Genomic DNA, 12,593 nt, shown 5'->3' with positions numbered 1-12,593 from the left:
TGCCCGCGCTGGGGCGCGAAGCGGCCCCAAAATCGGCTATTGCGGTCTGTGAGGCAGAACGCATCCGTTGGTTATACGACTGCTCCGCAGCCGAACGCGGCGCTGCGGCGTTCCGACAAGCCCGCTCGCCACAAGGTGTACGCCGCTCAGCCGAAATACTCGGCCAAGCCACTCAGGCAGGTTGCCAGGTGATAAGGCGTGGTCGACGGCATATCCCGCCGGCTGACCTCGCCCTCGGCATCCAGGCACTCATGCCAGCCGCCCGGGTGCAGGAAGTGCTGCAGCAAGGCGCTCAACTGGCGCTGCAATCGCGTCGAGTTATCCACACGCAAGCTCAGCGCCCGCAGGTATTCGGCCTGGGCCCAGATCCGCTGGGTGCCGTCGCGCGGACTGCCGTCAGTACCAAGCGTGCCGCTGACCGCGCCGCTTTGCGGGTCGACCCCCGACTGCTCGGCGAACGCGAACGCCCGGTCCAGCGAGCCATGCAGCGCTGTGCCGCGCAGCAGGGGCGATGACTCCAGCAAGAACAACCATTCGAACTGATGGCCTGGTTCGAACCAGTTATCCACAGCCCCCAGCGGTTTTTCCAGCATCACACCATGGCGAGGGTCGATAAAGCGCCGCTGCATGCCCGCGGCCAGGGCCAGCAGCGCGTCTTGCGTAGCCGCGTCTTCGCGCACCGACAAGGTCGCCAGAAAGGCTTCGGCCAGGTGCATCAGTGGGTTTTGCAATGGCCCGCTGCCCAGGGGCGACCAGTCTTGCTCCAGGCTCGCCTCATAGAGGTCGTCGCCGTTGGCGAAACGCACGGCGATCACTTCCAGGGCGGCGTTGAGTACCGACTCCACCAGGGGTTCGCGCACCTTGGCCCAGTAATGGGCGCAGGCGAAGAGAATGAACGCGTGGGTGTAGAGATCCTTGCGTGTATCCAATGGCTTGCCATGCGGGTCGATGCTGTAGAACCAGCCGCCGTGCTCGGCATCGTGGAAATGCCGTTGCAACGAACGAAACAGCGCGCTGGCACGTTCGCCGGCGGTCGGGAAGGCGGCGTCGCCGATCAGGCTGGCAAACAGATACAACTGCCGGGCGCAGGCCATGGCACGATAACGTTGCACGGGCAGTGGTCGATGGTTGGCGTCCAGGGCCTCGTAGGGGAGCGCCATGTCGGCGTTCCAGCCGGGGCCTTGCCACAGCGGCACGATGACTTGGCGGAAGTGTTCTTGCACGGCACTGAACAGTGCGCTCAATTCAGGCGTGGAGGCGGAGCTGGAAACATCGGGCATCGGCTGGCGTCGTCAGGGCAAGGGCGGTTGCGCGACATGTTAACAGGCGGCCGCTGGCGATGCTGTTCCTTGTGGCGAGAGAGCAAGTCCAAGCTGTTCAGTTAAGGCCGTCTGAGGCTGAGCGCGGTCTTGTGGCGAGCGGGCTTGCCCGCGCTGGGCTGCGAAGCAGCCCTAAACCTGTGACTGCATTCTGCCTGACACAATGAAGTCGCTGATTTCAGGGCCGCTTCGCGCCCCAGCGCGGGCAAGCCCGCTCGCCACAAATCCGGTTACGACGGGGGAAGTTGGCTCAGGCCGCCAACAACCAGACCCCGGTCGCCGCCGACGCAACACCGGCCAGCCGCACCAACGGCGCCGCGGCTTGCGGCAATACCCGCACCACGGCATAACCCAGCGCATGCAAGGTCGCGGTCGCGACCAGGAAACCGGCCGCATAGGTCCATGGGCTCGACATCTCCGGCAACTCAAGACCGTGCGCGACACCGTGGAACAGTGCAAACAGCGCCGTCGCCGCCAGCGCCAGGCTCAACGGCGGCTTCACCGCCAGCGCCACGGCCAGGCCCAGGGCCAATACCGAAGCGGCGATCCCGCTTTCCAATGCCGGCAACGCCAGCCCGTCGAAACCCAACACCCCACCGATCAGCAGGGTGCCGACAAAGGTGCAGGGCAACGCCCAGCGCGCGGCACCTTGTTGCTGCGCCGCCCACAGGCCGACCGCGACCATCGCCAGCAAATGATCGATGCCACCGAGCGGATGGCTGACGCCGGCCATCCAGCCGCTGTCACCATGGCCGGGGTGGGCGAAGGCGACTGCGGGGGCGAGCAGCAGGGCGAGGGTGCCGAGGATTTTCTTCAAGCTCATGGACAGGATTCCTGATTGTTGAAATAGCTGTTTGCCAAGCATCAGGCCGCCGTCAGCAGGCCCTGGCGTTCGATAAAAGCGACGATGGCCTCCAGGCCCAGCCCGGTTTTCTGGTTGCTGAAGACAAAGGGCTTGTCGCCGCGCATGCGTCGGGTGTCGCTGTCCATCATCTCCAGGGACGCGCCCACCAGCGGCGCCAGGTCGATCTTGTTGATCACCAGCAGGTCGGACTTGCAGATCCCCGGCCCGCCCTTGCGCGGCAGCTTGTCGCCGGCCGATACATCGATCACGTAGATGGTCAGGTCGGAAAGTTCCGGGCTGAAGGTGGCCGAGAGGTTATCGCCCCCGGACTCCACCAGGATCAGGTCGAGCCCCGGGAAGCGGCGGTTCAACTGGTCCACCGCCTCGAGGTTGATCGAGGCGTCTTCGCGAATCGCGGTGTGCGGGCAGCCACCGGTTTCCACGCCGATGATCCGCTCCGGGGCCAGGGCCTCGTTGCGCACCAGGAAGTCGGCGTCTTCGCGGGTGTAGATATCGTTGGTCACCACCGCCAGGTTATAGCGGTCGCGCAGGGCCAGGCACAGGGCCAGGGTCAGAGCGGTCTTGCCGGAGCCCACCGGGCCGCCGATGCCGACGCGTAGAGGTTGTGTGTTCATCATGTTCTCCTAGGAACGAAACAGACGGCTGTACTGGCGCTCATGGGCCATGCACGCCAGGGACAGGCCGAAGGCGGCGCTGCCGATGGATTGAGGGTCATGGGCCGTGGCGGCTTGTTGGGCCTGTTGCAGCAGGGGCAGCAATTCGCTGGTCAGGCGCTGGGCCGCTTGCTGGCCCAGCGGCAGGGTTTTCATCAACACGGCCAGTTGGTTTTCCAGCCAGCTCCAGAGCCAGGCGGCCAAGGCGTCCTGGGGGGCGATCTGCCAGGCGCGGGCGGCCAGCGCCCAGCCCAGGGCCAGATGGGGTTCGGGGTGCTGCGCGAGGCATTCGCGGGCGGCTGCATCCAACTCCGGCAGGCCGCAGAGCAATTGCTGCAGGGAATAGCCCATCTGCCGGCTTTCCTGATACAGCTCGCGGGTTTCACGGCTGGCGCGGTGTTCCGCGCTGAGTTGTTTCAGTTCGCTCCAGTTTTCCGCCGCCGCCGCCTGGCAATGGGCGAGCAGCAACGGTGCTTCGAAGCGGGCGAGATTGAGCAACAATTGATCGGCGATCCAGCGCCGGGCGCTGTCGGGGTCCTTGACCCGGGCCTGTTCCACGGCCATTTCCAGGCCCTGTGAATAGCTGTAGCCGCCGATCGGCAGTTGTGGGCTGGCCAGGCGCAGCAGCGCCCAGGCCGGATTCATGGGCGTACACCGAACTGGTGCAGGCGCGGCGGGTAGTTGAAGTCTTCGTCGCCATGGCGGGAATGGTGATGGCCACCACCGTAGGCGCCGTGTTCCGGTTGGAACGGGGCCTCCAGGGTTTCGGTATGAGCCCCGAGCTGTTCGAGCATGGCCTTGAGCACGTAGTCGTCGAGCAGCCTGAGCCAACCGTCGCCGACTTGCAGGGCGACATGGCGGTTACCCAGGTGATAGGCGGCGCGGGTCAGTTCGAAGGCATTGCGGCAGGTGACGTGCAGCAGTTGTTCCGGGCGTGCGCAGACCCGCACGATGCGTCCGTCTTCGGCTTCCAGGCATTCGCCGTCGTGCAGTGGTGGCTGGCCACGTTCGAGGAACAGCCCCACGTCCTCGCCCTCGGCACTGAAACAGCGCAGGCGACTTTTGCTACGGGCTTCGAAGTTCAGGTGCAGCTCGGCGGCCCAGGTGGGTTGAGGTTCGATTCTGCGATGAATCACCAACATCGGGAGGCTTCCGGCAATGAGCGATGCTTGAGCTAGAGCAAGGGGCTTGCCAATCGCCTGCCACGTAGGAAAGTCCCGTCAGAAAGCGCTGGATGCCTGAAAAGGGAGCGTAGTCATGTTTCGGAATGTTTCAAGATGGTGCGCGAGTGGTGTCGATGCGCTTTTGTGGTGCCTTGTGGGCCTTATCGCCAGCTTGCTGGCGATCCGGGTGCAGGGCACCCGCTCCGGCTACTCGGTACTGCCGAGCCCCTGCCAATGCTTCAAGCCGATAAAGATGAAGCGCAGCTGTTGGGTAATCTTTGCCTGGGGCGTCAAGTGTTCCGGCAGGGGCTCGGACGGCGGGTCGATGATGTCTGGCAAGGTGGCGAACACGCTCTTGACGATCAGGTCGGCCATGACCGTCAGCCCATCCTTGTCCAGGTGGTCGAGCTTGGGCATCAGGCCCAGGTCGGTCGCCAGGTCCGTGCTGATGTTTTCCCGCAGCGCGCCGATGGCCTGGCGCACCGGCAGCGAGCCGCCGTATTGCTCACGGGCGAGGAACAGGAACTGCGAGCGATTGGCCGCCACCACATCAAGAAAGATCCGCACCGACGCATCGATGATGCCGCCCATGACGAACTCATTGTGGCGCACCAGGCGGATGGTTTCGCGGAAGGTCTGGCCGACTTCGCGCACCAGGGCCAGGCCGAGCTGGTCCATATCGTCGAAATGCCGATAGAAACCGGTGGGCACGATCCCGGCGGTCTTCGCCACTTCCCGCAGGCTCAGGCTGCCAAAGCCACGGCCGGATTCCATCAGGTGCCGGGCAGCGTCCATGAGCGCATGTCGAGTCTGTTGTTTCTGTTCGGCGCGGGGCAGCATCGCAGGGTATGTTCTGGATAAGGAGAGCGGCGCACTCTAGCAAATCGGCTTTGCCGGCGTCGAACCCTACGGAAGGGGCAATCGGGGAGAGGACTGTGAATGTTCAGAACCCTGAAATATCAAAGCCCGATCCAGGAGACCGGGCTTTGTTCCAGGCCAGCATGACCTTAACTCAGGCCTTGATTACGTTCGATGACACGGTCACCGCCGTCTTGGACCAGGCCTTTCTCTTCCAGGCGATCACGACCGCCTTCGGCGACTTCGCCATTCTTGCCGGTGAAGGTGTGGTCGGAACCATCGGCAGCCAGGGTTTGGCCCTGAGGCGTGCGGTCGGAGCCATCGGCAGCCAGGGTTTGGCCCTGAGGCGTGCGGTCGGAACCATCGGCAGCCAGGGTTTGGCCCTGAGGCGTGCGGTCGGAGCCATCGGCAGCCAGGGTTTGGCCCTGAGGCGTGCGGTCGGAGCCATCGGCAGCCAGGATCTGGCCCTGAGGCGTGCGGTCGGAACCATCGGCAGCCAAAGTATTCAGCACTTGGCTAACGGTTGCATGGCTGGCTTGAGCTTGTGGAGCCGCTTGTTCACGGGCTGGCAAGGCATAGGCATTGGCAGCCAGTACGGCAAGGGTGAGGCTGAGGATTAATTGGCGTTTCATGATCGGTTGCTCCGTAGGAGGGCGATAAAGTGGGTACGAAGCTAATGCTACTCTTGCAAAATCGATATAAAAGTTCATAAGCACAATGTTAATAATCAACGGAATTGATGGTTCTACCCAAACCCCTCTAGATCGAGGCTTACAGCACGTTACCTTTGCCCTGCGATGGGTATTTTCGACTCACCGCCGCGCCACATGGGGGCGTGCAGCGAACGAAAAGCTGACAGATTGGTCAGGACCGCTCGTGCCTTGCCGTTGTCGATCAATGGTTTTTGGCGTTAAACCTTGTCGGGCGTTTACCGGTCATAAAGGCATAATGCGTCGAATTTTGGACGTCAGTCGTTCTAGGAGCCCCGTGCAATGACGCGCACTCGAAAGATTCTTGCCTGGACCAGTGCCAGCCTCGTCCTCCTGTTGACCGTGCTGGTCGCCGTTATCGCTTTGTTCGACTGGAACCGGATCAAGCCGCCGATCAATGCCAAGGTGTCGGCCATTCTCCATCGTCCCTTCGCCATCAATGGCGATTTGTCTCTGCGCTGGCAGCGTGAAGCCGACGAGGGCGGCTGGCGGGCCTGGGTACCCTGGCCCCATCTGATCGCCGAAGACCTGACCCTGGGCAATCCCGATTGGGCGAAGAACCCGCAGATGGTCACGCTCAAGCGGGTCGAGGCGCGCCTTTCGCCCTTGCCGCTGCTGGCGCGGCAGGTGGTTATCCCGCGCATCGACCTGACCGAGCCGAATGCCAACCTCGAACGCCTGGCCGATGGCCGAGCCAGTTGGTCCTTCCAGTTCGATCCCAAGGACCCGAATGCCGAACCGTCCAGCTGGGTGGTGGATATCGGTGCCATCGGCTTCGACAAGGGACATGTCACTCTTGACGACCAGAGCCAGAAAGCCCGTCTCGAGCTGGTGATCGATCCGTTGGGCAAGTCCATTCCATTCGGCGATATCGTCGGTGACAAGGCCGCGAAAAAGGCCCTGGAGAAGGGGGCGTCGCCCCAGGACTATGCCTTTGCGTTGAAAGCCAAGGGGCAGTACCACGGCCAGAACCTCGCCGGCAGCGGCAAGATCGGTGGCCTGTTGGCCCTGCAGGACGCCGCCAAGCCCTTTCCGGTGCAGGCCGACGTGAAGGTCGCCGACACCCGGATCGCCATCGCCGGGACCCTGACCGACCCGCGTAACCTCGGCGCCCTCGACCTGCGCCTGACCCTGTCCGGCAGCAGCCTGGGCAACCTCTACCCGCTGACCGGCGTCACCCTGCCGGATTCGCCGGCGTATGAGACCGACGGTCACCTGATCGCCAAGCTGCGCGATCCCGCTGGCGCCGCGTTCACCTACGAGAACTTCAACGGCAAGATCGGCACCAGCGATATTCATGGCGACCTCGTTTATCTGGCGAGCCAGCCACGGCCCAAACTCAGCGGCACGCTGGTGTCCAATCAACTGCTGATGACCGACCTGGCGCCGCTGATCGGCGCCGACTCGAATGCCAAGCAGAAGGCCCGTGGCGGTGAAAGCAAGCAGCCGGCGGACAAGTTGCTGCCGGTGGAAGAGTTCCGCACCGAGCGCTGGCGCGACATGGACGCCGATGTCGAGTTCACCGGCAAGCGTATCGTCCACAGCAGTGAGTTGCCCTTTACCGATCTGTATACCCACCTGGTACTCACTGACGGTGAACTGAGCCTGGAACCGCTGCGTTTCGGCGTGGCGGGCGGCAAGCTCGATGCGCAGATCCGCCTCAATGGCCGCGCCACGCCGATGCAGGGCCGGGCCAAGCTGACGGCGCGCAACTTCAAGCTCAAGCAACTGTTCCCGACCTTCGAACCGATGCAGACCAGTTTCGGCGAACTCAATGGCGATGCGGACATCACGGGTACCGGCAACTCGGTGGCGAAATTGCTCGGTACCTCCAATGGCGACCTGAAGATGCTGGTCAACGATGGCGCTATCAGCCGTGGGCTGATGGAGATCGCCGGGCTCAACGTGGGCAACTATGTGGTCGGAAAAATCTTTGGCGACAAGGAGGTGAAGATCAATTGCGCGGCGGCGGACCTGGGGATCAAGAGCGGCCTGGCGACCACCCGGCTGTTTGTCTTCGATACCGAGAACGCGATCATCTACATCGATGGCACGGCCAACTTTGCCAGCGAGCAGTTGGACCTGAAAATCACCCCCGAATCCAAGGGGTTCCGCTTGTTGTCCTTGCGTTCACCCTTGTATGTGCGGGGCAAGTTCATCAAACCCGATGCCGGCGTGCAGGCGGTGCCGTTGATGTTGCGCGGCGCCGGCATGGTGGCCCTGGGGGTGATTGCCGGACCGGCGGCGGGGCTGCTGGCACTGGTGGCGCCCAGCGGCGACGTACCGAATCAGTGCGCGCCGTTGTTGGAACAGATGAAGGCGGGCAAGGCGCCGAAGACGGTGAAGGGCTGAAAGCCTGAGCGGACACCGGCAGGCCCGCTCACCACAATGCATTTGTCATCTTCAATGCCGATGCTTTGACTTGCGCAGTGCAACCAGACTTTGGCGCTTGACCTACATGGATGCTCACGGAATGCCGCAAGAGACTGCTACACGTTATCCGCTGGTGCTGGTGCCGGGCATGCTCGGCTTTGTTCGCCTGGTGTTTTTCCCCTATTGGTATGGGATTGTTCCGGCATTGCGTCGTGGTGGCGCGCAGGTGTTTCCGGTGGCGGTGTCGCCGCTGCATTCCAGCGAGGTTCGTGGTGAACAGTTATTGGCACGGATCGAGCAGATCCGTCGCGATACCGGGGCCGACAAGGTCAACCTGATCGGCCATAGCCAGGGCGCGCTGACCGCTCGTTATGCAGCGGCGAAACGACCGGAGTGGGTGGCCTCGGTGACCTCGGTGGCCGGCCCCAACCATGGCTCGGAACTGGCGGATTATTTTGACAAGCACTACCCGCGCGAGGGGCTGAGTGCTCGTCTGCTCAGCCTGTTGCTGTGTGCCGTGGCGCGTGTGATGGGCTGGTTGGACACTGGCCATTACGGGCTGCGCCTGCCCATGGATTTGCCGGCGTCACACCAGTCGCTGACCAGCGAAGGCGTCGCGCTGTTCAATCGGCAATATCCGCAGGGGTTGCCGCGGAGCTGGGGCGGGCAGGGCGATGAGTTGGTGAATGGGGTGCGTTACTACTCCTGGTCCGGGATCTTGCAGCCAGGAATCACGGATCGCGGGCGCAACCTGTTCGATGGTACCAACCGCAGTTGCCGGCTGTTCGCCAAAACCTTCGTGCGCGAGGCCGGGCAGTGTGACGGCATGGTCGGCCGCAACAGCTCGCATCTGGGGACGGTGATCGGTGATGACTATCCGCTGGATCACTTCGATATCGTCAACCAGTCGTTCGGACTGGTGGGCAAGGGCGCGGAGCCGATCCGCTTGTTTGTCGAGCATGCGCGGCGGTTGAAGTTGGCGGGTGTCTGAGCTGTTCTGCAAGGCTGAAAGCCTTGTCGCGGGGAGTAAAAGTGCCAGCGCTGGCAGCGGTACTGGCACGTATTTCAGGGTGTAAAAGCGGCAGCTATTCGGCGAGTCACTGAACTATAGTTCGGTGGTCATCGACGAATCGGTGACCGGTCTTAGCCGATCGAAACTGTTACGAAACGCATAAGCGCCTTATGATATTGGTGGCTTTTTTGCTGCCTGGTTTTTTGTTATGGCGGCTGTGCGTGGGACACCTGCGGGTGTGCCGGGTTTCGTAATAGTCCCCGGTCGGCTAACCCGCGTACAGCTGCCACCCTCGTTTGTTTAGCCGCAGATGTTGGTGACTCTATGACTATTACGGAGTTACACCATGACCAATTTCCACCCGCTACAAAGCAACCTCACTGACGCCCCGGTGCTCTACCTCAAGCTCGATGTCCCGGTGCGCAACCTCTACGAATTTGCCATACAGCGTCTGAAGTCAGCTCGAGACCTGAGCCACAGCCTAACCTGCATGAGCATTGGCAATACCTGCGACCGCGATCTTCAACACTTCGCCTCAGCGGCCTATCTGTTGTTGCAGGATGGCTGCGATGCGTTGGATGCAATGCAGGGGCGATTCACGGATCGTCAGCCAAGTGCCTTGCAGGCCTGATCGGAAAAAACGCGGATCTGAAAACACCACACAACCTGAGTGTGGCTTGCCCGCGAAGCTTTTAGCGATCTTGAGGGCCCCTTCGCGGGCAAGCCCTGCTCCTACAAGGGATCGCGTCCTGTCTTGCCGAGCATCTGGTCTGCCCGAAAACCTTCCAAACAGGAGGCCAAATACTATGTCGAAAACATCGAAAACTGACTGGGAGCACCTGGCCAAGCTGAACGACCAGGATATCGACACCAGCGAAATCCCTGAGCTGAGTGAAGACTTCTTCCGCGGTGCCGAATTGCGCTTGCCTGCGATGGGGCCCTGGAGGCTTGAGTCGCCCGCAATGACGCCATCGCCGGCAAGCCAGCTCCGACAAGGGATCGCACCCGGTCTCAATCGTGGAAAACCATGCTCCGCGTTTCCCCCATCAACAGCGCCTGATTGCGCTCCGTCACATCCCGAATGTAATCCCACAACAAGGTAATGCGCTTCAGCTTGCGCAAATCCTCCCGGCAGTACATCCAGAACTGCCGGGTAATATTCACCTCATCTGCCAGCACCGGCAGCAACCTCGGATCCTGGGCCGCGAGGAAACACGGCAGGATCGCCAGCGCCCGGCCCTGTTGCGCCGCGACGAACTGCGCGATCACGCTGGTGCTGCGCAGGTTGGCCGTGGCATTCGGCAGGGCATTGGCCAGGTACAGCAGTTCGTTGCTGAACGCCAGGTCGTCGACATAGCTGACAAACTGATGCCGCCCCAGGTCGCTGGCCCGGCGGATCGGTGGGTGCTGGTCCAGATACGCCTGGGTCGCATACAGCTGCAAACGGTAGTCGCACAGCTTGCAGCACACATACGGCCCATGCTCCGGACGCTCCAGGGCAATGACGATATCCGCCTCGCGCTTGGACAGGCTGATGAAGTGCGGCAACGGCAGGATATCGACGGAAATCGCCGGGTAGGCGTCGACGAAGTGACTCAACTGCGGGGTGATGAAAAAGCTGCCGAAACCCTCCGTGCAGCCCATCCGCACATGCCCCGACAGCGCCACCCCAGACCCGGAGACTTGCTCGCAAGCCATGTGCAAGGTGCTTTCGATGGACTCCGCATAGCCCAGCAAGCGCTGGCCCTCGGCGGTCAGCACAAAGCCATTGGTCCGCGATTTCTCGAACAGCAAGGTGCCCAGTGCACCCTCCAGTGAGCTGATGCGTCGCGACACCGTGGTGTAGTCCACTCCAAGGCGCTTGGCTGCGCTGCTGGCCTTGCGGGTACGGGCGACCTCGAGGAAAAACTTCAGGTCGTCCCAGTTCAATGAACCCAAAGACGTGATGTTTTTTTGCATGTTGGTCCGGTTTTTATGTGCATTCTTATTAGAAGAACGCACATCTATACTCCAAAAACAGTCCAGTCACCATGCTCGGGCGCTGCCTCGCCCGTTTCGGACCGCCCGTCCAGGATTCGCCCCTACAATAATTCAGGAGACTTCAATGAACGTTTCTCTCAAGCCCGACACCACGCTCAAGACCGCCAAGTTGCTGATCGATGGCCAGTGGGTCGAATCCAAAACCCAGGAATGGCATGACATCGTCAACCCGGCGACCCAGGAAGTCCTGGCCAAGGTTCCCTTCGCCACCGCCGATGAAGTGGACGCCGCCATCGCCGCCGCCCATCGCGCCTTCCAGACCTGGAAGCTGACCCCCATCGGCGCGCGCATGCGCATCATGCTCAAGCTGCAAGCGCTGATCCGCGAACACTCCAAACGCATCGCCGTGGTCCTCAGCGCCGAACAGGGCAAGACCATTGCCGACGCCGAAGGCGATATCTTCCGCGGCCTGGAAGTGGTGGAACACGCTTGCTCCATCGGTACCCTGCAAATGGGCGAGTTCGCCGAGAACGTCGCCGGCGGTGTCGATACCTACACCCTGCGCCAGCCCATCGGTGTCTGCGCCGGGATCACCCCGTTCAACTTCCCGGCGATGATTCCGCTGTGGATGTTCCCGATGGCGATTGCCTGCGGCAACACCTTCGTCCTCAAGCCATCCGAGCAGGACCCGCTGTCGACCTTGCTGCTGGTGGAACTGGCGCTGGAAGCCGGGGTGCCGCCGGGCGTGCTGAACGTGGTGCATGGCGGCAAGGATGTGGTGGATGCGCTGTGCACCCACAAGGACATCAAGGCCGTTTCCTTTGTCGGTTCGACCGCCGTCGGTACCCATGTCTACGACCTCGCCGGCCGTCACGGCAAGCGCGTGCAGTCGATGATGGGGGCGAAGAACCACGCCGTGGTGCTGCCCGATGCCAACCGCGAACAGACCCTCAATGCCCTGGTCGGCGCCGGTTTCGGCGCGGCCGGCCAGCGTTGCATGGCCACCTCGGTGGTGGTGCTGGTGGGCGCGGCGAAACAATGGCTGCCGGACCTCAAGGCCCTGGCGCTGAAACTCAAGGTCAATGCCGGTAGTGAGCCGGGCACCGATGTCGGCCCGCTGATTTCCAAACGGGCGAAAGAGCGGGTGCTGGGGCTGATCGAAAGCGGTATCAAGGAAGGCGCCAAGCTCGAGCTGGACGGTCGCGACATCAAGGTGCCGGGCTTCGAACACGGCAACTTCGTCGGCCCGACCCTGTTCTCCGGGGTGACCACCGACATGCAGATCTACACCCAGGAAATCTTCGGCCCGGTGCTGCTGGTGCTGGAAGTCGACACCCTTGACGAGGCGATTGCCCTGGTCAACGCCAACCCGTTCGGCAACGGCACTGGCCTGTTCACCCAGAGCGGCGCCTCGGCGCGCAAGTTCCAGAGCGAAATCGATGTCGGCCAGGTCGGCATCAATATCCCGATCCCGGTGCCGGTGCCGTTCTTCAGCTTCACCGGTTCGCGCGGTTCCAAGCTCGGCGATCTCGGGCCTTACGGCAAGCAGGTGGTGCAGTTCTACACTCAGACCAAGACGGTCACCAGTCGCTGGTTCGACGATGACAGTGTCAACCACGGTGTGAACACCACCATCAATCTGCGCTGAGTGAGGAAGCTG

General features: G+C 62.3%; 12 protein-coding genes and 1 pseudogene. 5 read left to right on the top strand and 8 right to left on the bottom strand.

The genetic code is table 11. From position 1 onward, the window contains the following. Positions 1-146: 146 nt before the first annotated feature. The 7 genes from PFEN_RS27695 to PFEN_RS27665 form a co-directional block, all read right to left on the bottom strand. Positions 147-1,280 carry an AGE family epimerase/isomerase gene (locus PFEN_RS27695; RefSeq protein WP_191489763.1) on the bottom strand — a complete coding sequence of 378 codons (1,134 nt, stop codon included), beginning with the start codon at positions 1,278-1,280 and terminating at the stop codon, positions 147-149. Positions 1,281-1,569: 289 nt separating this feature from the next. Further along, positions 1,570-2,142 (bottom strand): HupE/UreJ family protein, encoded by a 573-nt coding sequence (locus PFEN_RS27690; RefSeq protein WP_191489762.1) that lies wholly within the window; start codon positions 2,140-2,142, stop codon positions 1,570-1,572. A gap of 41 nt (positions 2,143-2,183) precedes the next feature. Next, positions 2,184-2,798: an urease accessory protein UreG gene (gene ureG, locus PFEN_RS27685; RefSeq protein WP_191489761.1), complete on the bottom strand. Its 615-nt coding sequence runs from the start codon at positions 2,796-2,798 to the stop codon at positions 2,184-2,186. Positions 2,799-2,807: 9 nt separating this feature from the next. After that, positions 2,808-3,482 carry an urease accessory protein UreF gene (locus PFEN_RS27680; RefSeq protein ID WP_191489760.1) on the bottom strand — a complete coding sequence of 225 codons (675 nt, stop codon included), beginning with the start codon at positions 3,480-3,482 and terminating at the stop codon, positions 2,808-2,810. Then, entirely contained in the window at positions 3,479-3,979 is a 501-nt protein-coding gene (gene ureE / locus PFEN_RS27675) for an urease accessory protein UreE (protein ID WP_191489759.1), read from the bottom strand. Before ureE ends, PFEN_RS27680 begins: the two co-directional genes overlap by 4 nt. A 228-nt stretch (positions 3,980-4,207) precedes the next feature. Beyond that, on the bottom strand, positions 4,208-4,840 hold the full coding sequence (locus PFEN_RS27670) for a TetR family transcriptional regulator (protein WP_191489758.1): 633 nt from the start codon (positions 4,838-4,840) through the stop codon (positions 4,208-4,210). A 167-nt stretch (positions 4,841-5,007) separates the two neighbouring features. Further along, on the bottom strand, positions 5,008-5,490 hold the full coding sequence (locus PFEN_RS27665; RefSeq protein ID WP_191489757.1) for a hypothetical protein: 483 nt from the start codon (positions 5,488-5,490) through the stop codon (positions 5,008-5,010). A 360-nt stretch (positions 5,491-5,850) separates the two neighbouring features. On the opposite strand from PFEN_RS27665, the gene PFEN_RS27660 reads away from it, so the two are divergent. From PFEN_RS27660 to PFEN_RS30900, 4 genes and pseudogenes are all read left to right on the top strand, one after another. Next, the gene (locus PFEN_RS27660) at positions 5,851-7,920 is read left to right on the top strand and encodes an AsmA family protein (RefSeq protein ID WP_191489756.1); all 2,070 of its coding nucleotides are present in this window, start codon (positions 5,851-5,853) and stop codon (positions 7,918-7,920) included. Between the two features lie 121 nt (positions 7,921-8,041). After that, positions 8,042-8,932 (top strand): esterase/lipase family protein, encoded by an 891-nt coding sequence (locus PFEN_RS27655; RefSeq protein WP_191489755.1) that lies wholly within the window; start codon positions 8,042-8,044, stop codon positions 8,930-8,932. Positions 8,933-9,299: 367 nt separating this feature from the next. After that, positions 9,300-9,584 (top strand): hypothetical protein, encoded by a 285-nt coding sequence (locus PFEN_RS27650; RefSeq protein WP_191489754.1) that lies wholly within the window; start codon positions 9,300-9,302, stop codon positions 9,582-9,584. 175 nt (positions 9,585-9,759) lie between these two features. Next, a pseudogene (locus tag PFEN_RS30900) lies at positions 9,760-9,882 on the top strand (3-oxoacyl-ACP synthase); the annotation flags it as partial. 82 nt (positions 9,883-9,964) lie between these two features. On the opposite strand, the gene PFEN_RS27645 reads toward PFEN_RS30900, so the two are convergent. Further along, a complete protein-coding gene (locus PFEN_RS27645) occupies positions 9,965-10,912 on the bottom strand; it encodes a LysR family transcriptional regulator (protein ID WP_191489753.1) in 948 nt (315 codons plus the stop codon). Between the two features lie 145 nt (positions 10,913-11,057). Between PFEN_RS27645 and PFEN_RS27640 the strand changes: the two genes are divergently transcribed. Further along, positions 11,058-12,581, top strand: coding sequence for a CoA-acylating methylmalonate-semialdehyde dehydrogenase (locus tag PFEN_RS27640; RefSeq protein WP_191489752.1), 1,524 nt, complete (start codon positions 11,058-11,060; stop codon positions 12,579-12,581). Positions 12,582-12,593: the final 12 nt, after the last annotated feature.

The organism is Pseudomonas sp. FEN (genome assembly GCF_904067045.1).
GTDB lineage: Bacteria > Pseudomonadota > Gammaproteobacteria > Pseudomonadales > Pseudomonadaceae > Aquipseudomonas.
Note: the sequence above shows the minus strand (reverse complement) of the source record. Positions and strands in the feature narration are given on the sequence as shown.